This is a genomic window from Streptomyces sp. NPDC094147 (assembly GCF_044764265.1).
Classification (GTDB): domain Bacteria; phylum Actinomycetota; class Actinomycetes; order Streptomycetales; family Streptomycetaceae; genus Streptomyces.
Window position 1 is genome coordinate 15,815 of record NZ_JBIWHT010000038.1, and the last position, 21,115, is coordinate 36,929.

The 21,115-nt window shown below is 69.4% G+C and carries 30 protein-coding genes and 1 pseudogene; 18 read left to right on the forward strand and 13 right to left on the reverse strand.

Annotated elements, in window-relative coordinates; genetic code table 11:
- The first annotated feature begins 67 nt into the window (after positions 1–67).
- The 4 genes from ACIQ8J_RS32160 (at position 68) to ACIQ8J_RS32175 (ending at position 3,427) form a co-directional block, all read left to right on the forward strand.
- A complete protein-coding gene (locus tag ACIQ8J_RS32160; protein ID WP_403275766.1) occupies positions 68–799 on the forward strand; it encodes an SDR family NAD(P)-dependent oxidoreductase in 732 nt (243 codons plus the stop codon).
- Between the two features lie 107 nt (positions 800–906).
- Positions 907–1,317 (forward strand): VOC family protein, encoded by a 411-nt coding sequence (locus tag ACIQ8J_RS32165; protein WP_403275768.1) that lies wholly within the window; start codon positions 907–909, stop codon positions 1,315–1,317.
- Positions 1,318–1,813: 496 nt separating this feature from the next.
- Entirely contained in the window at positions 1,814–2,929 is a 1,116-nt protein-coding gene (locus ACIQ8J_RS32170; RefSeq protein ID WP_403275769.1) for a DNA alkylation repair protein, read from the forward strand.
- 198 nt (positions 2,930–3,127) lie between these two features.
- The gene (locus tag ACIQ8J_RS32175) at positions 3,128–3,427 is read left to right on the forward strand and encodes a helix-turn-helix transcriptional regulator (RefSeq protein WP_403275770.1); all 300 of its coding nucleotides are present in this window, start codon (positions 3,128–3,130) and stop codon (positions 3,425–3,427) included.
- Here ACIQ8J_RS32175 and ACIQ8J_RS32180 read toward each other — a convergent pair.
- Positions 3,424–4,143, reverse strand: coding sequence for a Rieske (2Fe-2S) protein (locus ACIQ8J_RS32180; RefSeq protein WP_403275771.1), 720 nt, complete (start codon positions 4,141–4,143; stop codon positions 3,424–3,426). The two genes, ACIQ8J_RS32175 and ACIQ8J_RS32180, sit on opposite strands and share 4 nt — an antisense overlap.
- On the reverse strand, positions 4,140–4,772 hold the full coding sequence (locus ACIQ8J_RS32185) for an RNA polymerase sigma factor (RefSeq protein ID WP_403275817.1): 633 nt from the start codon (positions 4,770–4,772) through the stop codon (positions 4,140–4,142). Before ACIQ8J_RS32185 ends, ACIQ8J_RS32180 begins: the two co-directional genes overlap by 4 nt.
- Positions 4,773–5,029: 257 nt before the next feature.
- Between ACIQ8J_RS32185 and ACIQ8J_RS32190 the strand changes: the two genes are divergently transcribed.
- From ACIQ8J_RS32190 to ACIQ8J_RS32200, 3 genes are read left to right on the forward strand one after another with little or no spacing between them, the layout of a single operon-like run.
- Positions 5,030–5,563: a plastocyanin/azurin family copper-binding protein gene (locus tag ACIQ8J_RS32190; RefSeq protein WP_403275773.1), complete on the forward strand. Its 534-nt coding sequence runs from the start codon at positions 5,030–5,032 to the stop codon at positions 5,561–5,563.
- Entirely contained in the window at positions 5,560–6,549 is a 990-nt protein-coding gene (locus tag ACIQ8J_RS32195; RefSeq protein WP_403275774.1) for a metallophosphoesterase family protein, read from the forward strand. The genes ACIQ8J_RS32190 and ACIQ8J_RS32195 overlap by 4 nt, the downstream gene beginning before the upstream one ends.
- Positions 6,546–6,947 (forward strand): hypothetical protein, encoded by a 402-nt coding sequence (locus ACIQ8J_RS32200; RefSeq protein WP_403275775.1) that lies wholly within the window; start codon positions 6,546–6,548, stop codon positions 6,945–6,947. The genes ACIQ8J_RS32195 and ACIQ8J_RS32200 overlap by 4 nt, the downstream gene beginning before the upstream one ends.
- Here the strand turns inward: ACIQ8J_RS32200 and ACIQ8J_RS32205 are convergent.
- Entirely contained in the window at positions 6,944–7,762 is an 819-nt protein-coding gene (locus tag ACIQ8J_RS32205) for a MerR family transcriptional regulator (protein WP_403275777.1), read from the reverse strand. The two genes, ACIQ8J_RS32200 and ACIQ8J_RS32205, sit on opposite strands and share 4 nt — an antisense overlap.
- Before the next feature lie 130 nt (positions 7,763–7,892).
- Between ACIQ8J_RS32205 and ACIQ8J_RS32210 the strand changes: the two genes are divergently transcribed.
- Positions 7,893–8,267, forward strand: a complete 375-nt coding sequence (locus ACIQ8J_RS32210; RefSeq protein ID WP_403275778.1) for a nuclear transport factor 2 family protein — start codon at positions 7,893–7,895, stop codon at positions 8,265–8,267.
- Between the two features lie 16 nt (positions 8,268–8,283).
- A complete protein-coding gene (locus tag ACIQ8J_RS32215; RefSeq protein ID WP_403275779.1) occupies positions 8,284–8,604 on the forward strand; it encodes a putative quinol monooxygenase in 321 nt (106 codons plus the stop codon).
- Positions 8,605–8,637: 33 nt separating this feature from the next.
- Here the strand turns inward: ACIQ8J_RS32215 and ACIQ8J_RS32220 are convergent, their stop codons facing one another.
- Together ACIQ8J_RS32220 and ACIQ8J_RS32225 are read right to left on the reverse strand one after the other, a co-directional pair.
- Positions 8,638–8,832 carry a hypothetical protein gene (locus ACIQ8J_RS32220; protein ID WP_403275780.1) on the reverse strand — a complete coding sequence of 65 codons (195 nt, stop codon included), beginning with the start codon at positions 8,830–8,832 and terminating at the stop codon, positions 8,638–8,640.
- Positions 8,833–9,299: 467 nt separating this feature from the next.
- The gene (locus ACIQ8J_RS32225) at positions 9,300–9,551 is read right to left on the reverse strand and encodes a hypothetical protein (RefSeq protein ID WP_403275781.1); all 252 of its coding nucleotides are present in this window, start codon (positions 9,549–9,551) and stop codon (positions 9,300–9,302) included.
- A 157-nt stretch (positions 9,552–9,708) separates the two neighbouring features.
- Here ACIQ8J_RS32225 and ACIQ8J_RS32230 point away from each other — a divergent pair, with 157 nt between their 5' ends.
- Positions 9,709–9,834, forward strand: a complete 126-nt coding sequence (locus ACIQ8J_RS32230; RefSeq protein ID WP_403275783.1) for a hypothetical protein — start codon at positions 9,709–9,711, stop codon at positions 9,832–9,834.
- A gap of 7 nt (positions 9,835–9,841) precedes the next feature.
- On the opposite strand, the gene ACIQ8J_RS32235 is transcribed toward ACIQ8J_RS32230, so the two are convergent.
- Both ACIQ8J_RS32235 and ACIQ8J_RS32240 read right to left on the reverse strand, forming a co-directional pair.
- Entirely contained in the window at positions 9,842–10,291 is a 450-nt protein-coding gene (locus ACIQ8J_RS32235) for a hypothetical protein (RefSeq protein ID WP_403275784.1), read from the reverse strand.
- A gap of 558 nt (positions 10,292–10,849) precedes the next feature.
- The gene (locus tag ACIQ8J_RS32240; RefSeq protein WP_403275785.1) at positions 10,850–11,434 is read right to left on the reverse strand and encodes a TetR/AcrR family transcriptional regulator; all 585 of its coding nucleotides are present in this window, start codon (positions 11,432–11,434) and stop codon (positions 10,850–10,852) included.
- 93 nt (positions 11,435–11,527) lie between these two features.
- Between ACIQ8J_RS32240 and ACIQ8J_RS32245 the strand changes: the two genes are divergently transcribed.
- The 3 genes and pseudogenes from ACIQ8J_RS32245 to ACIQ8J_RS32255 form a co-directional block, all read left to right on the forward strand.
- Positions 11,528–12,346: an SDR family NAD(P)-dependent oxidoreductase gene (locus ACIQ8J_RS32245; RefSeq protein WP_403275786.1), complete on the forward strand. Its 819-nt coding sequence runs from the start codon at positions 11,528–11,530 to the stop codon at positions 12,344–12,346.
- Between the two features lie 39 nt (positions 12,347–12,385).
- Positions 12,386–13,342: an SDR family NAD(P)-dependent oxidoreductase gene (locus ACIQ8J_RS32250; protein ID WP_403275787.1), complete on the forward strand. Its 957-nt coding sequence runs from the start codon at positions 12,386–12,388 to the stop codon at positions 13,340–13,342.
- A gap of 139 nt (positions 13,343–13,481) precedes the next feature.
- Positions 13,482–13,723, forward strand: a pseudogene (locus tag ACIQ8J_RS32255) (AraC family transcriptional regulator); the annotation flags it as partial.
- A gap of 295 nt (positions 13,724–14,018) precedes the next feature.
- Here ACIQ8J_RS32255 and ACIQ8J_RS32260 read toward each other — a convergent pair.
- The 4 genes from ACIQ8J_RS32260 to ACIQ8J_RS32275 all read right to left on the reverse strand — a co-directional run bounded on the left by ACIQ8J_RS32260 (position 14,019) and on the right by ACIQ8J_RS32275 (position 16,662).
- Positions 14,019–14,420: a DUF5958 family protein gene (locus ACIQ8J_RS32260; protein WP_403275788.1), complete on the reverse strand. Its 402-nt coding sequence runs from the start codon at positions 14,418–14,420 to the stop codon at positions 14,019–14,021.
- A gap of 2 nt (positions 14,421–14,422) precedes the next feature.
- Complete coding sequence (locus tag ACIQ8J_RS32265; RefSeq protein ID WP_403275790.1) at positions 14,423–15,031, reverse strand: DUF6000 family protein; 609 nt, start codon at positions 15,029–15,031, stop codon at positions 14,423–14,425.
- A gap of 205 nt (positions 15,032–15,236) precedes the next feature.
- On the reverse strand, positions 15,237–15,452 hold the full coding sequence (locus ACIQ8J_RS32270; protein ID WP_306086212.1) for a DUF6243 family protein: 216 nt from the start codon (positions 15,450–15,452) through the stop codon (positions 15,237–15,239).
- 439 nt (positions 15,453–15,891) lie between these two features.
- Positions 15,892–16,662 carry a transposase family protein gene (locus ACIQ8J_RS32275; protein WP_403275791.1) on the reverse strand — a complete coding sequence of 257 codons (771 nt, stop codon included), beginning with the start codon at positions 16,660–16,662 and terminating at the stop codon, positions 15,892–15,894.
- A 100-nt stretch (positions 16,663–16,762) separates the two neighbouring features.
- Here ACIQ8J_RS32275 and ACIQ8J_RS32280 point away from each other — a divergent pair, with 100 nt between their 5' ends.
- Together ACIQ8J_RS32280 and ACIQ8J_RS32285 are read left to right on the forward strand one after the other, a co-directional pair.
- Positions 16,763–17,278 carry a winged helix-turn-helix domain-containing protein gene (locus ACIQ8J_RS32280; RefSeq protein WP_403275793.1) on the forward strand — a complete coding sequence of 172 codons (516 nt, stop codon included), beginning with the start codon at positions 16,763–16,765 and terminating at the stop codon, positions 17,276–17,278.
- Complete coding sequence (locus ACIQ8J_RS32285) at positions 17,275–17,562, forward strand: hypothetical protein (RefSeq protein ID WP_403275795.1); 288 nt, start codon at positions 17,275–17,277, stop codon at positions 17,560–17,562. The genes ACIQ8J_RS32280 and ACIQ8J_RS32285 overlap by 4 nt, the downstream gene beginning before the upstream one ends.
- On the opposite strand, the gene ACIQ8J_RS32290 is transcribed toward ACIQ8J_RS32285, so the two are convergent.
- Both ACIQ8J_RS32290 and ACIQ8J_RS32295 read right to left on the reverse strand, forming a co-directional pair.
- A complete protein-coding gene (locus ACIQ8J_RS32290; protein WP_403275796.1) occupies positions 17,563–17,868 on the reverse strand; it encodes a transposase in 306 nt (101 codons plus the stop codon).
- Entirely contained in the window at positions 17,865–18,563 is a 699-nt protein-coding gene (locus ACIQ8J_RS32295) for an IS630 family transposase (protein WP_403275797.1), read from the reverse strand. Before ACIQ8J_RS32295 ends, ACIQ8J_RS32290 begins: the two co-directional genes overlap by 4 nt.
- Before the next feature lie 124 nt (positions 18,564–18,687).
- Here ACIQ8J_RS32295 and ACIQ8J_RS32300 point away from each other — a divergent pair, with 124 nt between their 5' ends.
- The 3 genes from ACIQ8J_RS32300 (at position 18,688) to ACIQ8J_RS32310 (ending at position 20,781) form a co-directional block, all read left to right on the forward strand.
- Positions 18,688–19,017: a hypothetical protein gene (locus tag ACIQ8J_RS32300; protein WP_403275798.1), complete on the forward strand. Its 330-nt coding sequence runs from the start codon at positions 18,688–18,690 to the stop codon at positions 19,015–19,017.
- Between the two features lie 310 nt (positions 19,018–19,327).
- On the forward strand, positions 19,328–19,702 hold the full coding sequence (locus ACIQ8J_RS32305) for a VOC family protein (RefSeq protein ID WP_403275819.1): 375 nt from the start codon (positions 19,328–19,330) through the stop codon (positions 19,700–19,702).
- 743 nt (positions 19,703–20,445) lie between these two features.
- Positions 20,446–20,781 (forward strand): hypothetical protein, encoded by a 336-nt coding sequence (locus ACIQ8J_RS32310; RefSeq protein WP_403275799.1) that lies wholly within the window; start codon positions 20,446–20,448, stop codon positions 20,779–20,781.
- Positions 20,782–21,115: the final 334 nt, after the last annotated feature.

Genomic DNA, 21,115 nt, shown 5'->3' on the forward strand with positions numbered 1-21,115 from the left:
CTTGACCCTCCCCCAGCGGGAACACAAACGCTGGCATCAGATCGTGACGCACAGAAACGAGGATGTCATGAGTACCACCGCTGCAACTGTTGGAACCGCCCTGGTCACCGGGGCCACCCACGGCATCGGCCGGGCGGCTGCACTGCGCCTGGCCCGAGACGGATGGGAGGTCATCGTCCACGGCCGCAACGCGGAGCGAGGCGCCGAGGCCGTCGCTGCCATCCGGGCCGAGCGAGGCCGAGCCCGCTTCGTGGCAGCCGACCTGACGGACATCAGCGAGGTGCGCCGCCTGGCCGAAGAGGCCGGCGAAGTCGACGCGCTGGTCAACAACGTCGGCACATCGTGGTTCGGCCCGACCGCCGATCTCGACGGTCCCGGGTACGACGCGCTCTTCGACGGCAACGTCCGCTCCGCCTACTTCCTCGTCGCCGCTCTGGCCCCGGCCATGGCCGATCGGGGCCGAGGCAGCATCGTCAACCTGGGGAGCATGGCCGGCACGATCGGCCTGGACGGCGCCGCCGCCTACGGTGCCACCAAGGCAGCCATGGCCTCGATGACCCGCTCGTGGGCGGCCGAGTTCAGCCCGAAGGGGGTTCGGGTCAACGCCGTCGCGCCCGGGGCGGTGCACAGCATCCCGGAGCTGTACGACGTCACCGAGGCTTTCGCCAAGACCTCGCTGATGGGACGGGGCGCCCAGGTCGACGAGATCGCCGAGGTCATCGCCTTCCTCGCCTCCGACAAGGCCAGCTACGTGACCGGTGCGGTCCTGGCCGCCGACGGCGGCCGCGCCGCCATCTAACGCCGTGACGTGGCTCGACGTGGGCACCACCGCGTGACGCGGCCTGAACGCAGGCATCTCGATCGACAGCAAGAGACAACAGCAAGAGAAAAGGAGGACTGAGGGCCATGAAGCTCCTCGGGTTGGATCACATCGGAATCGTCGTGCGCGATATGGACGAAACCATCGCGCGGGCGGGTGAGACCGTTGATGGCAGCGCTCTCGGCGAGCGCATTCTCACCGACGACCTCGACCTGCAGTTTCTGCTCTTCGGTGAAACGCGTCTGGAACTGATTGAGCTCCGCGCCGCCGGTTTCGGCATGCCGATGCTCAAGGATGGCGAGACTGCGGTCATCGGCCATCTCGGATATGAAGTCGACGACCTCGAAGACACCAAGGCCGATCTGGCACACCGAGGCGTCGCCTTCCAGGGCGAGTTCAAGACCGACGAGGTCCACTCGATCTTCACGGTGCCGGAGACGACGTTCGGGCTGACCCTGCAGTTCACGCAGTACCTCGGCCGCGAGACGGGCGTGTGAGCGCCGAGGGATCCAAGAGGGTGATGGCGCGGTAATCCCGCCGACCGCGACCACCCCACCCGCGGTCACGGGCAGGCGGCGACGCCGGGTACGGAGCGTAGCCGCCTGCCGCTCCGCGATCTGCGCCCGGACCGCCCGGCGGCGCGGGCGTTCCCGGCTCGGGACCATCGCTGCTCCTGGCGGGTGGGGCAGTGGGGGCGGTCCCCGTCCCAGCATGGTCATCGCAGCTGGCGAGGAGGCCACCGCACCAGCCTGTGCCGCGAGCGGAGCAGGACAGCGCCCCCACGGCCTGCACCGCGACCCTCGGAGCCCCTGGTCTTCCTTGTCACTGACCGGCGTCCGTGAGGTCGCTGAGCACGGTGGTGGCCGCGCGACGGCCGACCGCTGTGCATGCCCGGCAGGCCAGCCGACCTGCCTGCGGCTTTGACTCTCCGGCAGGGGGAGACCCTACGGTGACCGTGCCCGCACTGCCAGCGACGAGGGAGAGGAGGACGGCGTGCCGTTCGCCGATCAGTTGATCAACGTGGACTGTGTCGAAGCGCTGGCCGAGGTCTTGAGCAGCGTCGCGCCGCGGCGTCCGTGGACGGCCACCCGGGCGGTCGGCGCGAGCCTGCCGGGTATGGCGCTGTCCGAGCGTGCCCGGGTGGTGCGTGACGCGCTGATCAGCGACCTGCCGAGCCAGTGGCCGGCCGCCGAGAAGATCATCTCCCGAGCGCTGGACGATCCGGCGTTCACCGGCTGGATGATCTGGCCGGTGACGGAGGCCGTGGCCGGCCTAGCGACCGGGGACGGCTCGGCGGCGGTCTTCGACGCGGGCCTGGCGCTGCTGGCACGGTTGACGCCCCGCCTGACCGGCGAGTTCGCTTTGCGCACCTTCCTCAATACCGACCTGGATCGCACCCTCGCGATGGCGCTGGCCTGGACCAGGGACGATGACGCGCATGTGCGCCGTCTGGCCAGTGAGGGCACTCGACCCCGCCTGCCCTGGGCCAAACGGGTACCCGCGCTGCTGGCCCGACCCACCGCCACCGGGGCGATCCTGGACGCCCTGCACGCCGACCCGTCGGACTACGTGCGGCGTTCCGTGGCCAACCACCTCAACGACCTCAGCCGCTCCGACTCCGCCCTGGCCGTCACCACCGCCCGCCGCTGGACCGAGACCGCGACACCGGGCACGGCCGGCACGGTGGCCGGTGTGGTGCGCCACGGGCTGCGCACCCTGATCAAGCAGGCGGATCCGGGTGCCCTCGCACTGCTGGGCTACGGCACGGCGGACGACCTGAGCGTGGACGGCCCCCACCTGCACAGCGACACGGTCGCGGTCGGCGAGACACTCACCTTCGACGTGACGATCACGAACACCGGGGCCGAGCCGGTCAAGACCGCCGTGGACTACGTGGTGCACTACCGCAAGGCCAACGGCGCGCTGGCACCCAGGGTGTACAAGCTCAGCACGCGCATGCTCGCCCCCGGACAGAAGCTGGCTCTGACCCGCGGCCAGAAGTTCGTGCCGTTGACCACACGCCGGTTCCATCCGGGCGGCCAGGCCCTGGAGTTGCAGGTCAACGGCGCCCGCTACGGCTACGTCCCCTTCCTCCTGCGCGAGACATAACCCGTACCTGCGGAACGGGCTCCCGGTCACGCTCGACGAACTGCTCCACGGACACCCGCCAGCCGTCGGCCTCCATCAACGCCCGGATCTGCTCTGCCATCTCCTCGGACCAGGCCCTGAGCCTTCCGCCGCAGCGCGACCGCACCACGCTGGTACCGGGCCGCGGCGGATCCACGGCTGGGCGCCGCGCTGCAAGCCATGCACGAGAAAGCGGCCCACCCGTGGACGGTCCCCGAACTCGCCGAGATCAGCGGCCTGCCCCGGGCCGCCTTCGCGCGGGTGTTCCGGGAGGCACTCGGCCGAGCCCCCATGCAGTACCTGACCGACTGGCGCATGACGCTCGCCCGCGACCACCTCCGCGCCGACGACCTCAGCCTGGCCCAGATCGCCGACACCGTCGGCTACGGCTCGCCCTTCGCCTTCGCCGCAGCCTTCCGCCACCACGGAGACCCACCCGGAACCTGGCGGCAGCGGGAACGAGGCCATCGGGGTGGCTAGGCGCTCGGGTTGTCCGGGGCGGGTTGGTCGGGGGCGTAGATCTGGATGTCGTTGCCGCGCACGCGTACTGGTAGCCGTGGCAGTGCGGGCAGGGGGTTGTTGTTATGAGGGTGGGTCAGTGGCTCTCCGGCCAGGGTGAATGTCCCTCCGTGGCAGGGGCAGGCCAGCTGGTCCTTGGGTGGGGTCAGGCGCAGGCGGCAGCCCTGGTGGGTGCAGATCCCGGATACGGCCTGTACCCGCCCCGACGTGCGCTGCAGGAATCCGGTGATGCTACCGAGGTCGAAGGACAGCACGGTGCCCTCGGGGAGGTCGGTGACCGCGGCCACGGCTTGCCAGTCGCCGGTGGTGGGGGTCAGCTCGGCCTCGGCCGGGACGGCCGACGCCCGTTGGGTCAGGGCGTAACCTGCTCCTGCTCCGGCGGCGGCCGAGGCGGTCACTGCGGTGGCCGCCAGGAACCGGCGCCGTCCCGGAGACCATCGGCCGCCGGCAGGGGCGGGTGCGGGGACTGCTGCGGGGCGCGGCTCGGCGGCCTGGGCGGCGAGGCGGCGGCGCAGGTCCTCGACGAACGCCTCGCGGGGGTGCTGGGCGTCGGGTCCAGTGGCCGCCAGGTCGATGGCGATGCGCGCCACGGCCAAGTCCTCCTCGGTGGGGGCGAAGGGCCTGGGTCGGCGTCGGCGCAGCAGGCTGTCCACGTAGCGGTCGATCGGGCGTTTCATGACGCTTCCCCTTCCTGGTCGAGTCCTGCTGCTCTGCGCAGGGCGCGGTGCTGGAGCACCTTGGCGTTGGCGACGCTGATCCCCAGTTCCTCGGCGGCTGCCTTGATGGTGTAGCCGCGCAGGAACCGCAGGGTCAGGATCGCGCGGTGGCGTTCGGACAGCCCGGACAGGATCGCGGTGATCCGTTCCGGGGTCCGCCCCGGGTCCTGGGCCTCGGCGGGTGCCGCGGAGTCCTCCAGGTCGAGCTGGTCCAGGTTGATCTCGGTGACCTGGTGGCCCAGGGTGTTGCGCCAGTGCCGCATCAGGACCGTGCGCGCGGTTGCCAGCAGGTAGGAGCGGACCTCGCCGATACTGGCCGTGGTACGCAGCGGTCCCATCGCGTCGAGGAAGACCTGGGAGGTCAGGTCCTCGGCATCGGGGCGGTTACCGACCTTGGCGAACATCTGCCGGTAGATCCGGTCGACATTGTCAGCGTAGATCGCATCCCAGTCCGCATAGGCGGCTGTCGGCAGGACCGTGGGCCTGGGGGGCTGCCGCGGCTGACGTTCCGTGGCACCGGGCCGCTCACCTGGGGAGGCCGCGAACACGGCGCGCCTCCACAGTGCGGGCAGCCACGCCCGAATTCCCATGGTCACGCTGCATGGTAATGCCCCACCGCTTCCTCCCGGCGTGCAGGTTCATCCCGGACCGGCGGGTCCAGCCCCGTCGGCTGCGCCTGTCACAAGGGGATAGCGCCCCGGGTTACACCGTGCCGCAGGGCTGTGGTCTCCGCGGTGCCCCGATGTGTCCTGCGGCGTAACCCCGCCCCCTATCTCCAATGTGAGTTCGCGGGACGCCGGTCGTTGCCCGGCCCTGGGCGCCCCGCCCGGATGAAGAGACGAGAGTCATGAACCTGCACGTTCACCGCCGCACGTCCCGCATGCTGAAACCAGCCGTCCTGGGCCTTGCCGTCCTGGGCACGAGCATGCTGCTGGCCGCCTGCGGAAGCCCCGCCCACCCGGCCGCGCAGCAGACCGCGCTGTCCCCCGCGGCAGGACAGTCGCTGGCCGGGACGCCCGGCTCCACCGCCACCGGCCCGCTCACCGCCCCAACCGCCATGCCGGGTATGACCATGAGCCCTCCCGCCCAGAGCGGCTCCGCCGCCAGCGCCCCGGCGCCGGTGGGCGGTGACACGGTCGCCATCAAGGGCTTCGCGTTCGCCCCGGCCGCGCTGGTCGTCAAGGCGGGTACCACCGTCACCTGGACCAACCAGGACGCCGATGCCCACACCGTCACCAGCCAGGGAACCGGCGGCCCGTTGAAGTCCGCTGCCCTCAGCACGGGGCAGAGCTACTCCTACACGTTCACCACCCCAGGCACCTACGCCTACCTGTGCACCATCCACCCCTTCATGACCGCGACCGTGACGGTGACCAAGTGACCGACACCCCCCACAGTCCCGCCGACCCCGCCGCCGACCAGTCCGGACCTGCCTCCGAGCACGGCATGAGCCGGCGCCAACTGCTCCGCCACGCCGGATGGTTCGGCTCCGCCGTCGTGCTGACGGTCGCGGGCGGCGAGGTCGTCAGCCACATCGCTCACGACCAGGACAGCACCACCGCAGCCGCCGTTGCGGCGGATGCCAACGCCCTGCGGTTCGTCCAGGTGTCCGACAGCCACATCGGCTTCGGCGGCCCGGCCAACACCGACGTGACCGGCTCGTTCAACCAGGCCCTCGAACAGATCAACACCCTGGGGTTCCGCCCCGACTTCGTCATGCACACCGGCGACCTCACGCACCTGTCCACCCCGGCCCAGTTCGACCAGGTCCAGCAGATGCTCGGCGGCGTCCGCACAGGCCGGGTGTTCACCGTCCCCGGGGAGCACGACTCGGTCGGCGACGCCGGGCGCGCCTACCGGCAGCGCTTCGGAGCCGGCACCTCGGGCGAGGGCTGGTACTCCTTCGACACCCACGGCGTCCACTTCATCGCCCTGGTCAACACCCTGAGCCTGGAGAAGCTCGGACACCTCGGCACCGACCAGATCAACTTCGTACGCAGGGATGTCGCAGGGCTCAAGTCCGACACCCCAATCGTGGTGTTCAGCCACATCCCGCTGTTCGCGATGTACCCGAAGTGGGGCTGGAGCACGGACGACGCGCTGCAGGTCCTGGCCCTGCTCAAGCGCTTCTCCTCGGTCACCTGCCTCAACGGCCATGTGCACCAGCTGTTCAGCAGGACCGAAGGCAACGTCACCTTCCACTCCGCCACAACTACCGCCTACCCACTCCCCGCCCCTGGCCATGGCCCGGCGCCCACCCCGCAGGTCCTGCCCGCCGGGCAGCTCAAATCCGCCCTCGGCATCCGCAGCGTGACCTACCGGCAGAGCACCGCCGCCCTGGCCATCACCGACGAGAAGCTGGCATGAAGAGCACACTCGCCCGGACCATCGTCCTGCGTACCGGACTCGCCGCCACCCTGGCGGCCAGCGGATACATCCACGCCCAGCTCTACATCACCGGCTACCGCCACATCCACGTCATCGGTGTGATGTTCCTCCTTCAGGCCAGTGCGTCCTTCGCGATCTCCGCTCTGCTGCTGATCGGCGACCCCCCGCTGATCCGGCTCGCCGCCGCGGGAGCGGCCACTGGAGCCCTGGGCGGATTCGCCGTCTCCCGCACCACCGGCGTCTTCGGCTTCGTCGAACGCGGCCTGCAACCGTCCCCCCAGTCGCTGATCAGCATCCTGGTCGAAACCGTCACCCTGCTCCTGCTCGCACCCGCACTCATCCGCACCCTGCGACGCCTGCGGGCGAGCCGCCGCTAGGCGTTCGAGCGGAAGATGGGCCAGCCGACCTCGGTGATCCAGTCGTGCTCGTCGGCCACGTCGAGGGGGCTGCGCAGGTAGAACTCGCGCAGCGGGCCGTCGACGCCGATTTCGTGGCGTGCGGCGTGGGTGCCCAGGTCGGCGTAGGTGAGATCGATGGTCTGGAGGGGTCCGCGGTGGACCGCGACCGCGAGTTCCGCGCCGGGCACGACCACGGTGTCGATCCGGCCGACCGGGCGCGCCTCGCCGTCGACCGGGACGAACACGAGCGCCTCACCGCGCTCGTCCTGGAGCAGCTCGCTCGTGAACAGACCGCCCATCGGGCCGGTGCGGCGCAGTCCGCGAGCCGTGACGAAGCCGTGCAGCTCGCCGAGGGCGCCCTGCCACCAGCTCACCGCGTCCTGCCGGTCGACGACCTCGCGAATGCCGAGCGCCGGCTGCTCAGGGACCGTGCGGTACTCGATGGTCGACCCGTGCGCCGGCCGGGACAGCAGCTCGCGCAGCGACTCGACGGCGCTCTGCGCCTGCGCGAGCCGGTCCTCCAGCCGCGCGAGATGCGCGCTGATCAGCTCGTTGCGGGTACTCACGTCCTCTGCGGCGAGCACCGCCTTGACGTCCGCCACGGGCATGTCCAGGTTGCGCAGCCGGACGATCACCTGTGCGGTGGGCACCTGGTCCAGGGAGTAGTACCGGTAGCCGGTGCCCGGCTCGACGTCGGCCGGCGCGAGCAACCCGACGTCGTGGTAGTGCCGCAACGTCTTGATGCTCAGATGGGCCACGCGGGAGAACGCGCCGATCGTCAAGCCTGTGTGCATGGCGCCAGTATCAACCCTCCCCCTGCCGGAGGGTCCAGCGGAAGACCCCTGTTTGACTCTCCCGTGGGGGTAGCGCCCAGCGTGTCCAGTGAGCACCCCACCGGTCCGAGGACAACGAAGGAGCCCCGCAATGAACACCACCGACCCGGCCGACGCCCTGCCCGAGGTCCTCGCCGCCTACATCGCGGCGGTCAACGCCTTCGACCTGGATGCCATCATGGCGACCTTCTCCGACGACGCCCTGGTCAACGACGTGCGCCGGGAGTTCGTCGGACCCGCCTCGATCCGCGCCTGGGCGGGCCGCGAGATCGTCGGCGACAAGGTCACCATGGCCGTGACGGAGGTCGCGCACCACGGCCCCCTGACGCTCGTGCGAGCACGCTACGACGGCGAGTACGACAAGACGAACCTGCCCGACGAGCTGATCCTGACCAGCTACCTCACGGTCGCCGACGGCAGGATCACGTCCCTGATCATCGTGCACAACGAGCCGGCTCCCTACTGACTGCGGGAGGATTCCCATGAGCACACTGGTCACCGCCGAGCTCTTCGCTCTGCCCGGCCGCGGCGACGAGGTCGCGCAGCTGCTGCTGGACATCCTGGGCGAGAGCCTCAAACACGAGGGCTGCGAAGAGATCCGCATCCTGCGCGACCAGAACGACGCCGACCACGTCACAGGCCTGACCCAGTGGACCGAGGCGCACAACTACACCGACTACCTCGCCTGGCGCACCGCACACGGCTTCACCGCCACCTTCGAGGCCATGCTCACCCGCCCCCTGGTGATCCACTACTACGACCAGATCTACCAAGGCCTGGGCATCGCAGCGGCGGCCACCTGACGTTGCGTCAAGTGGCCGCCGGGGGGAGGAATCTCAACCGGGCTTTCTCGCGGAGACCACGGTCTTGTGGTGCGATCGGCGGGCGGCGCGCTCTGCGCATGCCTCCTGCTGGAGGATGACGGCGATCTGGTCGACGTCGTCGTTGACGTCGAAGAACCCTGGTGGAGCGGAGCGGTTGGACCCTCGCGATGGGCGTCGTGCCTCGTCGGGGGTGATCCTGAAGTCCACGGTTCGACGGCAGGTCGGCCCGGGGCCCGGCGCCTCCCCGGGGCGGACAGGTGACCGGTCGCGAGTGCCGGACTTGCCCAGGGGACCCTGGGCAAGCTCACAGTGCGGCAGGCTTGCCCAGCCCGGAGGCCGGCTCGCCTGCGCCTGTTTCCACGGGGGTGAGGGCCCCTGGCCAAGGGTGTGGCAGGGGCCCTCAGCGCGCTTCCGCGGGGGGGATCATGCACGCGCCGCCCCGGACAAAGACAGCGGTCTGGGCCGGGACACGGTGGTTCAGCCGGACAGCCCCGGCATGGGGATGTTGCCGCGGCGGGGTCCGTGGCGGGATCCTGGAAAGGGACGCCGAGGCGTCCTAACCCCGATGGGGAGGCGTGTCGTGCCGAACCGGCGGCCTCGTGGATATCAGCCGCAGTGGAACCCCGTGCCCGCACGTGCGAGCTGCTGACGGCCGTGGACCGGGTCCTTGTGCGCTAGGCGGCTCGGCTGCCGCTCACGATCCGGCAGGTCTGGTTCTCGCTGATCTCCGACGGCGTGCTGGAGAAGTCGTAGGCGCCGACCAGACGGTAGAAGACCATGCGGGCGGTGAGCGGGAGGTCGTCGGCGTACTCGTCCAGGACCGCGAGGATCTGCTCAATGAGCAGCTTGGTGGCGGGGCGTGGGTTCCAGGCGACGAAGCCGCGGGGCCGGGTACGAGTGTAGCGGCGGCCGGAGACGGTGCTCATATCCCAGTGTCCGCCCGGCACAGGGCCGCACGGCACTCCACCGAACCTGTCCACCATCCGTCTGCTTCCGAGGAGTTCGGCCCCGCACGGCCCGGCGAGGGGGCGCAGTGGAAGCGCGGGCGGCGAATGCCGGCCACGGCAGTGGAGGGGCGGGGCGATGGCAGACACGACGGCCCGGCCCGGCGCGCCGATCGGCGACCTCCTGGTGCGTACGGCGCTGTACGAGCGGTCGCCGCAGTGCCAGGAACCCGCACCGAGACGACGCAAGAGGCCGAAACCGTAGGGCTGGTCTACCGCAGGGTGATGCAGGGCCTGGCGGTAGCGCCGTAGTTGAACTCCACGCAGATCCGGCTGCCCGCGGGGAGCTCGGGCCCGATGCGGTCGCGGCCGCCGGATCCCCAGGCGATCTCGGTCCAGGACATGACCGTCCTGCCCCCGCGCCAGCTCCCGCCGACACGGGCGGTTCCACCGGGGGCCTGGTACCACCAGCGAGCCTGATTGCGGGGGTTCACCGGGCTGCGGGTGGCGTAGACCCAGCTCACGGTGCGCGGCCCGGAGCCGGGGCGGTGCCAGGAGGTGACGATCAGCCCGTACGCGCAGGGGTTGTCGCCCTCTGCCCGGCACACATGGGTCCACTCATCGACGTAGGCGTCGGACGTCGCCGGCGCCACAGCAGCAGCGAGACCGGCAAGGGCCAGCGCAGCGGCCCACAACGCGTGGACCTTCACAAACCTCGGCACAGGGAAACCTCCTGAAGGCGGACGATGCTGAGTCCAACCGTCGTAGGCACCGGAACGTCACTGCCGATGCCGTGCCCGCGCCGGTGGACACGTCGGCTCTGACGCCGGCGGGAGGCGAGGGCGTCAGGGCCGGAAACACGAACCGACTCGGGGGAGGGGCGGTAGTCCCACGTGTCGCTCTGCACAACGCAGCGGCCACCGCGAGGTCACGCACCCCACCACGGTGAACCCTCCGGGGAAGCGGATCAGCCACCGAGCTGCTGCCGGCAGGCGCGCACGACGGACGGATCGACACCAGCGCCCCGCACCCAGGAGTAGATGACAGCAGACCGCCCCGGCGTCGTAGCCGGGCGCAGGGTCGATGCGGCTCGGATGAGTTCTGGTGAGCTCCCAATCCACCACCCGCCTCCGCTCGACCTGCCGATGCGCAACGGCGACCATCCCAGCATCGAGCTCGTGGTCGGGACCGATGTTCACGGTGTTGCAGTACACGTCGATCAGGCTCTCGTTGCCCGCTCTGGCTCAGTTGATCAGAGCAGTAGGCTCCTCATCAGCGGGTCAGTCGGCGGACGCGGTGGGGCCCGCCTCGCGGAGGCAGCGTTCGAGGAGCCGCAGAAATCCGTTGAAGGAGTCGTCCGCGGGCCAGGTCTGATAGGCGGTGAGGGTGGCGGCCACGGCGAGGTTCATCCGCAGGGTCGCGGTCAACTCGTCGGACCCGGCGGTGCGTTCGGCCACCCAGTTCCGCAGGTCGTTGAAGAACTGCTCCCCGAAGCTCTGGCCGGACTGGGCGAGGGCTGGCGACTGCGCCTTCAGGATGCGCTGGATCGGCATGCGCTCGCGCAGGCTCTCGCAGAACCCCGTGAGGATCGCGGTCAGCGAGTCCCAGAGCGGCTCGTCCACGGGGCGGTCGTCCATCAGGGCCTGCCAGTTGCGCCGCTCCTCGGGGTCCTGGTCGAAGACGACGGCCTCCTTGCTGGCGAAGTAGTTGAAGAACGTGGCGCGCGAGACGTTCGCCGCGGCCGCTATCTGCTCGACGGTCGTGACCTCGTAGCCCTCCTCGTCGAAGAGCCGCAGCGCGGCGGACCGGATGGCGCGCCAGGTCGCCAGCTTCTTGCGCTCCCGCAGATTCATCGTTCCTCCCATGGGTCCATCGTACGGCTCGATTCCTGGACGAGTGTATTTTTGGACGCGTCTAAGTTTTCGCGCTACGGTGGAGTCGATCCCGAAGGAGACACCATGAGCAAGGTCTGGTTCATCACCGGTACGTCCCGCGGCCTGGGCCGCGCGTTCGCCGAGGCCGCGCTGGAGCGCGGCGACAAGGTCGCCGCCACCGCCAGGAACGCGGCCGCCGTGGAGGATCTGGTCACCAAGTACGGCGACGACGCGGTCCTGCCGCTTGCGCTGGACGTCACCGACAAGGCGGCCGTTGCCGTCGCGGTGGGCGCCGCGCACGAGAAGTTCGGCCGCCTGGACGTCGTGGTCAACAATGCGGGCTACGGACTGTTCGGCATGGTCGAGGAGATCACCGAGCAGCAGCTGCGCGACCAGATGGAGACCAACCTCTTCGGCGCGTTCTGGGTCTCCCAGGCCGTGCTGCCGATCCTGCGCGCACAGGGCAGCGGCCACATCGTGCAGGTGTCGTCCGTCGGCGGCGTCATCGCACTGCCGTCGCTGGGCGCGTACCACGCGTCCAAGTGGGCGCTCGAGGGCTTCAGTGAATCCCTCGCCCAGGAAGTCGCCGGCCAGGGGATCAAGGTCACTGTCGTGGAGCCGGGCGGCTTCACGACGGACTGGGCCGGCTCCTCCGCCGCGCAGGCCGAGCCGAACCCCGCCTACGACCAAGTCCGCGAGGCCCTCGCGGCCCGCATCGGAGACGCCCGGTACGCCGCCCCCGCCGACGCGGCCACAGCCCTCCTGCAGATCGTCGATGCGGCGGCCCCGCCCCTGCGGGTGCTGTTCGGTACGGAACCCATCGAGCTCATCGAGCCCGCCTACGCCCAGCGCCTTCAGACCTGGGCCGACTGGGAGCACGTCTCCCGGACCGCACAGGGCTGACCTGCTCCCCTCCCTCTCTCACGTCAGGAGCCCCACCTCATGTCCGCACCGCAGACACCCCGCACGTTCGGGGCAGCCACCACCGCCGCCGAGACGATCGACGGCGTGGACCTGCACGGCCGCCGGGCCGTGGTGACCGGAGCCAGTTCCGGAATCGGCGTGGAGACGGCCCGGGTGCTCGCCGCGGCGGGCGCCGACGTCACCCTGGCCGTACGGGACACCGACGCGGGCGCCCGGGTGGCCGCGCGCCTGGAGACGGAACTGCCGCCCGCATCGGGGAAGTTGACCGTGGCGCGGCTCGATCTGGCCGACCGGTCGACGGTCTCGGCGTTCGTGGCGGCCTGGACCGGTCCGTTGCACATCCTGGTCAACAACGCCGGAGTGATGGCCCCGCCGGAGCTCGTCCGCACGCCGGACGGCCGGGAACTGCAGTTCGCCGTCAACCACTTGGGGCACTTCGCCCTCGCCACCGGCCTCCACCCGGCACTCGCCGCGGCGGACGGCGCACGGATCGTCTCGGTCAGCTCCATCGGCCACCTCTTCTCACCGGTCGTCTTCGACGACCTGGACTACCGCTTCCGCCCGTACGACCCCTGGACCTCCTACGGGCAGTCGAAGACCGCCAACGCCCTGTTCGCCGTCGGTGCGGCCGAGCGATGGGCCGGCGACGGCATCACAGCCAACGCGCTGATGCCGGGCAACATCGCGGACACGTCCCTGTCCCGGCACCTGGACATGCAGCAGGTGGCCGCCTTCATCGCCTCGGGCGCACTCGCGCTGCCGCCGCAGAAGTCGGTGGAGCAGGGCGCCGCGACTTCGGTGCTGCTGGCCGCCTCCCCGACGGTGGAGGGCATCACCGGCCGCTACTTCGAGGACTGTGCGCAGGCCGAGCCGGTCACCGGGCGCGCCGGCGCCGCCGCCGGTGTCGCACCGTACGCCCTGGACCGGGAGGGCGCAGCACGCCTGTGGTCCGTATCCGAGGATCTGGTCCGCTAGAGCCCTACCCTGCGCGCATGACCTCGCGACACGAGCAGTGGGCCCGGCTGCGCCGTCAGTTGTGGCAGCCTCCGCGCCCCATGACGAGCAGCCGCGCGAGCGTGTGGTCGGACCGCTTGAGCTCTCCTACGACCTGGCGGAGGCGTCGCTCGCCCTTCGGGCGGAGACGGGACCGTCGGTGGACCCGGAGGTGGCCTGGGCCTGGGACCGGACTACCGTCAGCCGCGGCCGGGTCCGGGGCAAAGAGTTGGCGGCTGAGATCGGGTGGAGCCGCAAGCGCCTGTGGTCCCGGTTCGGGTCGCAGATCGGCCTTTCCCCAAGCGCGCCGCGAGGCTGGTCCGCTTCGACCACGCCTTCCATCGCCTGGCCGCGGGCGACGGCCGGTTCGGCCCGATGCAGGACCACTTCCTCGGACTGTCCACTAACGCGATGGGCCCTGAAGACACCCGTTCTCGGTTGCGAATGCGGCGAGTGGGGGTGGTGGCCGCTCATGGCCCGCATTACCGCGACGGCAGACCTCGTAACCTGGGACGCCTTCGAGCATACGATGACGCCTTGCGGGCCCTGAGCGAGGTGATCGGCTCCGACGCCGACGACACGCGGGTATGAGCGCTGCCGTCAGCCCGTCCAGCCGCAGATGGAGTCCAGGGGCGGAGAACAGTGGCACGGGGAGTCATCACCCGCCGGCGGCGGGCAGGCTGTGCCACCAATGACCGCATCCGCCGGAGCAGAAGCGTTCGCGGCGCCGTTCGTCCGCGACCGCGAGTACCGCGACCAGAAGCCGGAACGCCTTGCGGCGTTCGTCGACAGGGGTGAGGCCGGCGATCTTCCCCAGTTGCTGGTTGATCTGGCCGCGTGCGATCAGGACCGCGGGAGTGTGCGTCGGGCGCAGCCCGGCACGGCGGATGCTCTCCGGTCCGTCTTCGGTGACGGCGCGGGCCTGCATGCAGTGATGGCGCAGGAACAGGAGTACCTCGGACTGCTCCTCCGGGCCGCGCGTGTCGAACCACTCGATGCCCTGTGACACCGGGCGCAGCCCTTGGGCGAGTTCGTTGAGGATGATGTCTCGATCGGTCATGATCAGCTCCCGCAGTCCAGCGAGGCGAAGGCTTCAGCGGTCTCGTCGACGAAAGCGCAAAGCTGCTGCACGGCCTGCCGGCAGTTTTGCGGGTCGAGGGCCTCCACGGCCCGGACTTCGAGCCATCGGTCCCAGGGGCCGCCCGGGGCAAGGAACCGTGTTGTGTACTCGGAGCCGAGAATCCCATCGAGGTACAGAAGCGTCCCAAGGACGACTGCCCGGTCGTAGTCGAGGTCGGGGCGTGACAAGTAGTGATCAAGGTAGGTGCTGAGTAGTTCGGCATCCGCTGTGGAGCCGAACTTCGCAAGGGCAACGCAGTATGCGGCGCCTGCACACGGGCCCTCGCTGGCTAGCAGGAGCCGGCGATCTGATTTCGTCGTCCCACCGCAGGCCCTGCAGGACGATGACGTCGTCCAGCATGCCCAGCCGCTCGCGCCCGTGGAAGGCGAATTTCGCGAGGGCTGTAGGTTCCGCGGCGGGCTGTCCACCGGAGTCGTTCTGACCAGCGGGTTTCGTGGTCGTCCCACCGAGGTGTCCACCAGCGTTGTCCTGCGGCCGCGTCCACTTCCTCGGCCGCGGTCGCCCCTCGCGGTGTCGCCCAGGTTGGGCACCGAGAACGTGCTGAGCTGCTGATGCAGCTCGGGGTGAAGGCGGTGACGGGGCTGCCGAATCTACGGATGCCCCGGGTGGTCGGCCGAGAGCTGAGCGGGACCGGCCGCGCCCGGTACGGCAGCAGAGCCCCAATACGGCAGGGCCCGGACCGCGCGTCGCGGTCCGGGCCCTGCCCGTGCGGTGCCGCACTGCGGCGGCGGTGCGTCAGCTCTGTGCGGTGTCGTCGCCCGTCTGCCCGGCGCCCTCGGCTGCGCCTGCCTTCTCGCGCATCTTGCGCACCAGCTCCGCCTTCTGGTCGGCGGCACCCTGGCGGTCGAGGTTACGGTGCGGACCGTTGTTCTGCCGTTCGGCGCGGGACAGCCTCTTGCGCTGGCCGCCGCCCATGCCCACGGGGTTGTTGATGTTCTTGCTCACGGTCACGGGTTCTCCCGGTAATGATGTGAAGTGATCTACGGATTCATCGGTGAGGGACGGGCGCGGCGACGTCGAAGGACGTCAGCAGGGGCCCATCACGCTCTCACTCGTAAATCGGCGTCTGGAAGAACATGACAAAGACGTTACCCGGTTCCGTCGGCCCCGCACACCAAGTTTCTCACCGTCCCGGCGTCGGCCGGGCCTTCGGTGAGCGCCCGGGGTCAGCCGTTTCCTTCCGGGAATCTCAGCACCGCCAGCACCCGCCGGTGGTCGCCGCCCGCCCCGGGCAGGTCCAGATGGGCGTTACCGGGCCGCTGCGGGCGTTGCCAGTGGTCGCGAGCACACTGATGGCATGAGAGATCATCCCGCTTGCGGGACAACCTTTGAAGGGTGTTGCACAAAGCTGTGTTTGCGCAGGTCAGGGTGTGTGACCACAGTCTTCTGGTCATGATGTGAGTGCGAGGTTGTGCATGTGGGCGACGGCTTGGACGGCGTGGTGGAGGCCGTCGCCGTGCTGTCGGCAGTCGCGGAGGATCTTGTAGTTCTTCATGCGGCCGATCACATGTTCCACCCGGGCACGCACCTTGCGGTGGGCGGCGTTGTCCGCTTCCTCGCCTGCCAGCAGGGGCCGGCGCGGGCGTTTGCGGTGCGGCACGGCCATCCCGCAGTTGAGATAGGCGCCGTCGCCCAGCACGGTCACGTCATGGCAGTGGTCGGCGAGGCCGGAGGTACGGCAGGCGTGGGCGTCGGCGGTGGTGCCCGGTGCCGGTCGGGCCGCTGCGATCACGAGGCGGGTGTCGGCGTCGACGATGACCTGCACGTTCGCGGAGAAGCGGTAGTTGCGGCTGGACGCGCCGACCTTGCGGTCGCGGACCGGGATCAGAGTGCCGTCCACGATCCACAACCGGTCCGCGGCGTCGGCCGGACGCGAGACAGGCTTGAGGGCCAGCAGCGGCCCGAGACGTTGGACCACCCGGCACACGGTGGGCGAGGACACTCCGAACAGCGGTCCCAGTTGTCGCATGGTCAGGTTCGTCCGGTAGTACTCGGCGACCAGCAACACCCGCTCGGCCAGCGGCAAGCTCCACGGCCGGCCCTGCATCGTGCCGTTGCCACCGTGCTCCCGCACTGCCTTGAGCAACCGCGAAAACTGTGTCAACCGTAGCCCCGTGAACGTCTCCACCCACACCTGTTCAGCACTCAACACCCCAGCCATACAAGAGAAATGCCCAGCTCACAGCCTTGTGCAACACCCTTTACTGAGCTTTTCGTCAGTTCTGTGGGTGCAGGGGCTTCGGCGGTGTGAGCATGTTGGTGTGTCTTCCGAGTCTCAGGCCGTTGTCTCCGACGTCTCCGTTCTGCCGCTGACGCGACCGCAGTTGGCCGAGGCCCGTCGCATGCGCGCGGTCGAGTTGTTCGAGCAGAGACGTTCGTCATGCGAGGTCGCGCGGATGGTGGGGATCCACTCCGAGAGCGTGCGGCGGTGGCAGCGCCTGTGGGAGCAGGGCGGGGCTCAGGCACTGCGACGGCGTCCAGCCCCCGGTCGGCCGCCCAAGCTGGATGACGCCCAAGTCGAGGTGGTTCGGGCCGCGTTGGACCAAGGCGCCCAGGCGCACGGGTTCGAGGCAGACCTGTGGACCTTGGAGCGGGTCGGCGCGGTGGTTGAGCGGGGGAGTGGGGTGGAGCTGGCCCGCGCATCCGTGTGGCGCCTGCTGACCGGGCGGCTGGGGTGGAGTCTGCAGCGGCCCAAGCGCCAGGCCGTCGAGCGGGACGAGTCCGAGATCGCCCGATGGGTCACCCAGGAGTGGCCACGCATCAAAAAGGGGCGGTGAAGAAACGTGCCTGGATCGTTTTCTTCGACGAATCGGGCGTGTCACCGTTGCCCCAGATCCGCCGCACCTACGCACCCCGCGGCCGCACTCCCACGCTGCGGCACCGGCTGAACTGGAAGCGCGACGGGATGGCCGCCGCGCTGGGCTACCACGCCGCCGACCCTCGACGTGGTCCGCGGCTGTGCTTCCACCTCAAGCCGGGCAGCTACGACACCACTTCTTTGATCGAGGTGCTGGAACAGGTCACTAGTGCTGCTCCGCAGAAGTTCGTTGAGGGGTGTTGATCAGGCTGCCTTGAGCGGGGTGCCTTCGTAGGTCCACCGGTAGGGCCTGGCGGTGTCGTTGTGGCCGATTACGTAGGCTTCCAGATTCTCGATCAGGTCCTCGCGGCTGGCGGAGTCGCCGTGTCGCAGGACCCGGCGGGTCAGGGCGGAGAAGAACAGTTCGACCTGGTTGAGCCAGGAGGCGTGCGGTGGGGTCCAGCACACGTGCCAGCGCGGATGCGTGGCCAGCCACGCCTTGGTGTGCTTGGCGGTGTGCGAGGAACCGTAGTCGAGCACGACGTGGATCTCCTTGGCTGGTGCGATCACCCGGTCGAGTCGGTCCAGAAAGCAGTGAAGGTCGCCGCGTCGTTGCGGGCGATCACCTCGGTGAGGACCTCACCGGTGCGCGCGTCGAGAGCCGCGACGAGGGAGGCGGTGCCGTGGCGCCGGTACTCGAAGTCCTGCCGGGCGGGTGCACCGGGGCGCGCAGACGGGCTGGGATGGCGGCGCGAGCGGGCCGCGATCGCGGTCTTCTCGTCGATTGAGAGCACCACCGCTTCGTCGGGCGGATCGCGGCAGCGGGCGCACACATGGGCGGCTCGCTGCCAGAAGTCGGGGGTGTCCCGGCGCGTGAGCCAGCCGCGGACCTTGTGTGGTTTGAGGTCCAGGTCCGCAAGGATTCGGCCGACCTGGGAGGCGGAGACCGGTGCGAGGCACGTGCCGGACACCTGCTGGGCAATGGCCCGGTGTGACCAGGGCTCCTCCGGATGCGGCGGCGCGCTCGTCGCGGTGGCCACGATTGCCACGCGTACCTCGGGCCCGTATGCCTTCGGCCGTCCCGACCGTTCGGCGTCCCGCAGCCCGTCCAGGCCCAGCGCGGCGAACCGCCCCCGCCACTTGCGCACGGTGTTCACGCTGATCTCCAACTCTCGCGCGATCGCGCCGTTGGCGAACCCGTTCGCTGCCGCGAGCACGATCCGGGCCCGCAACACCGCCCGCACCTCGGACTTCGCCGAAGCCACCGTCCTAACGAGTCGCTCGCGGACCTGCCGATCGATCGCCACCGCAACCGCCGTCCCCACTTGTTGCCCACCATGTACGGCCAACGATCACGCGGACCGCCGCCGCACCCGGCAGGATGAGCCCGTGCCGAAGAACCCCTGGGAGTCGATGCAGCACCACCTGCGCCAGCGACTGAACCGCCACGCTCGCGAGCGGTGGCCGCACGTGAAGGCCGTCACGGTCCACTTCCGCTCGGGATTCGCCCACGTGGCAGCCGAGTTGGCTGGCGAGCAGACAGTCCCACTGTGTCGCCTGCGCTTCACCGGCGTGATGCACACTTGGGGCCTCGCGCTCTATCCGGCCAGCAGCGATAGCTACCGGGATAACGTCTTGCCCAGCGGACTGCCCGCCGGCTCCCCGGAGGAAGCCCTCGACTGCGCAGGCGACCTCTACCTCAGCGGACCGGCCATCTGATCAACATCCTTCGACGAACTCCGTGGACTGGATCAGCCAGCGGTGCGGATGCACTGGATCGCGGGCACGGTGAGGACACCTCAGCGAACTGACCGATCGCTTTTCTGTTGTCACAGCCTGCAAGATCCAGTAAGGTCACCCAACGTGAACACCGGACCGGCACTACGCCACACACAGATCGGCTATCCGGTGGAGGGCTGATCGCACGGTGGGTGCGGAGAAGGCACCCCTTCAGTTCGGCACGCGGACCTCCCGATGCTTGTGCATTGCGAGTCCGTTCTTCGTGTCGAGCTACAGCGAGGTCAGCCGAATGAAAGTCACGTTCAACCACACCATCATCGCCGCCAAGGATCGCAACGAGTCGGCTCGGTTCTTCCGAGAGCTGTTGGAACTTCCGGAAGCACCGTCATGGGGCCCGTTCACCAACATCCAACTCAACGATGGCGTGCTGCTTCAGTTCGCCGAGCCGCCGGTGGAGATCCAGATGCAGCACTACGCTTTTCTGGTCGACGATGAGCTGTTCGATCTGACGTATCGGCGGCTGTGTGATCGCGGCATTGAGCACTGGGCCGATCCGCAGATGCGACGCCCCGACGAGATCAACACTGAGCACGGCGGTCGAGGGGTGTACTTCAAGGACCCTGCCGGTCACTTGATTGAGCTGATCACACGCCCGTACCTGTAACCGAGAGAGCCCCTGGTCGGGCACCCCGAACGTGGCGCCCGACCAGGCGACCAACTTCTCCAGCTGTGCCTCAAGCGATCGTGCGAGTCATCCTCATCTTCCATGCCACCGAAGCGACCGCCACCCAGCCTGATCAACACCCCTCAGCGGACTTCCGCGGAGCAGCACTAGGTGGGCGACGTGTTGACGTGGGGGTCTGGTGATCGTTTCAGGGTGTGGGGCGGTGGTGGGGTGCGGCTCTGAGCTGGGGTTTTCGTGGGGCTGTGGTGGTTGGAGAGGTCCCGACGTGCGGGTTCAGTGATTGTTTCGGATTGTGGTGATCGGTGGAGGAATTTGGCTTGGTCTGCGGGTGCGGCGGGGACGGGCGCCGCGGGGAGTTGCGATTGCGCGGTCACGGGGTGTCCGCGCGGTGCCGGGTCCCCTTTGCGGCCCTTGGCAGGCCGCCATGGGACGGCTGTTGCTCGTTGTCGCCTCCGACGGGGTGTGGATCACGACGTGCCGGCCGTGGTGAGCGGGAGCGAGTTCGGGCGCCGCCGGGGCCGGGATGCGGTGGCCCTGGGGTGGGGAGGGCGCGTTCGGGGTGCTGGGGGTGGCAGGGCGGGCTCCCGACCGCTCTCGCTACGCTCCGGTTTCGCGCCATAACGTTGTGTGGTGACAGGTTGTACGGCACCCCTGCCATCGGCCCCTGCCCGGGGGCGTGTTCGACAGGATGTTCTTTGATGCGATTCCGCGGGACGGTGGCTGTGGCTACCTTCGCCCTGGTGCTCGGCTCACTCGGCCCTGCCACCGACGCCAGCGCGGCCGCCGGATTCTTCCGGTATCACTATGTTAACGCCGCGGGTAAAGGGGTCATCGGCCAGCTCGTCAACCCGCGCAATGACGAGTGCATCCTCATCCCGCAGACCGCAGCCGGCAAGCCGCCGGTGGACGGACCGCAGAACATCACCGACCGGCCGGTCAAGCTCTACCTCGACGACGAATGCGACGGTCCCTCCACGGAGTTGAAGGCCTTCGAGAAGCGCGGCGCCGACAGGAGCCTCAAGTTCCGCGCGGTCCTCTTCATCGAAGCGACCGACTGACGCAAGCCGCGACCGCCGGTGCACCGTTGAGCACCCGGCACCGCCCGGGTGTTCAACGGTCCAGCATCCCCTCGTGCTTGCAGCCTCCTGCACCTGACCGTCAGTGCGGTGGCGGTGAGAGTGGTGGCGACGATCAGGCGGATCTTCATGCCGGTCTCCTGACACGAAAGGGATGGTTCCTACCCCAGCGGGACGGGGTGAATGCAGAGCCTGGTACATGGAGGTGGGGGCCATCCTTGCCCGCGCAGAGTCCCCACTGCCTGCGTACCCGCCCCGCGCCCCGCGTGCTCCGGAAGACACCCGACCAGCCGGTGGTACACGAGCGACCCCAGCA

Excerpts from the sequence above, each read along its gene's own strand:
- ACIQ8J_RS32165 (WP_403275768.1), top strand. The coding sequence starts at position 907 with ATGAAGCTCCTCGGGTTGGATCACATCGGAATCGTCGTGCGCGATATG.
- ACIQ8J_RS32240 (WP_403275785.1), bottom strand. The coding sequence starts at position 11,434 with ATGGGAGGAACGATGAATCTGCGGGAGCGCAAGAAGCTGGCGACCTGG.
- ACIQ8J_RS32275 (WP_403275791.1), bottom strand. The coding sequence starts at position 16,662 with ATGGCTGGGGTGTTGAGTGCTGAACAGGTGTGGGTGGAGACGTTCACG.
- ACIQ8J_RS32260 (WP_403275788.1), bottom strand. The coding sequence starts at position 14,420 with ATGACCGATCGAGACATCATCCTCAACGAACTCGCCCAAGGGCTGCGC.
- ACIQ8J_RS32200 (WP_403275775.1), top strand. The coding sequence starts at position 6,546 with ATGAAGAGCACACTCGCCCGGACCATCGTCCTGCGTACCGGACTCGCC.
- ACIQ8J_RS32190 (WP_403275773.1), top strand. The coding sequence starts at position 5,030 with ATGAACCTGCACGTTCACCGCCGCACGTCCCGCATGCTGAAACCAGCC.
- ACIQ8J_RS32205 (WP_403275777.1), bottom strand. The coding sequence starts at position 7,762 with ATGCACACAGGCTTGACGATCGGCGCGTTCTCCCGCGTGGCCCATCTG.
- ACIQ8J_RS32230 (WP_403275783.1), top strand. The coding sequence starts at position 9,709 with ATGGCAGACACGACGGCCCGGCCCGGCGCGCCGATCGGCGACCTCCTG.
- ACIQ8J_RS32215 (WP_403275779.1), top strand. The coding sequence starts at position 8,284 with ATGAGCACACTGGTCACCGCCGAGCTCTTCGCTCTGCCCGGCCGCGGC.
- ACIQ8J_RS32305 (WP_403275819.1), top strand. The coding sequence starts at position 19,328 with ATGAAAGTCACGTTCAACCACACCATCATCGCCGCCAAGGATCGCAAC.
- ACIQ8J_RS32250 (WP_403275787.1), top strand. The coding sequence starts at position 12,386 with ATGTCCGCACCGCAGACACCCCGCACGTTCGGGGCAGCCACCACCGCC.
- ACIQ8J_RS32225 (WP_403275781.1), bottom strand. The coding sequence starts at position 9,551 with ATGAGCACCGTCTCCGGCCGCCGCTACACTCGTACCCGGCCCCGCGGC.
- ACIQ8J_RS32160 (WP_403275766.1), top strand. The coding sequence starts at position 68 with ATGAGTACCACCGCTGCAACTGTTGGAACCGCCCTGGTCACCGGGGCC.
- ACIQ8J_RS32180 (WP_403275771.1), bottom strand. The coding sequence starts at position 4,143 with ATGAAACGCCCGATCGACCGCTACGTGGACAGCCTGCTGCGCCGACGC.
- ACIQ8J_RS32175 (WP_403275770.1), top strand. The coding sequence starts at position 3,128 with ATGCACGAGAAAGCGGCCCACCCGTGGACGGTCCCCGAACTCGCCGAG.
- ACIQ8J_RS32245 (WP_403275786.1), top strand. The coding sequence starts at position 11,528 with ATGAGCAAGGTCTGGTTCATCACCGGTACGTCCCGCGGCCTGGGCCGC.
- ACIQ8J_RS32185 (WP_403275817.1), bottom strand. The coding sequence starts at position 4,772 with ATGGGAATTCGGGCGTGGCTGCCCGCACTGTGGAGGCGCGCCGTGTTC.
- ACIQ8J_RS32210 (WP_403275778.1), top strand. The coding sequence starts at position 7,893 with ATGAACACCACCGACCCGGCCGACGCCCTGCCCGAGGTCCTCGCCGCC.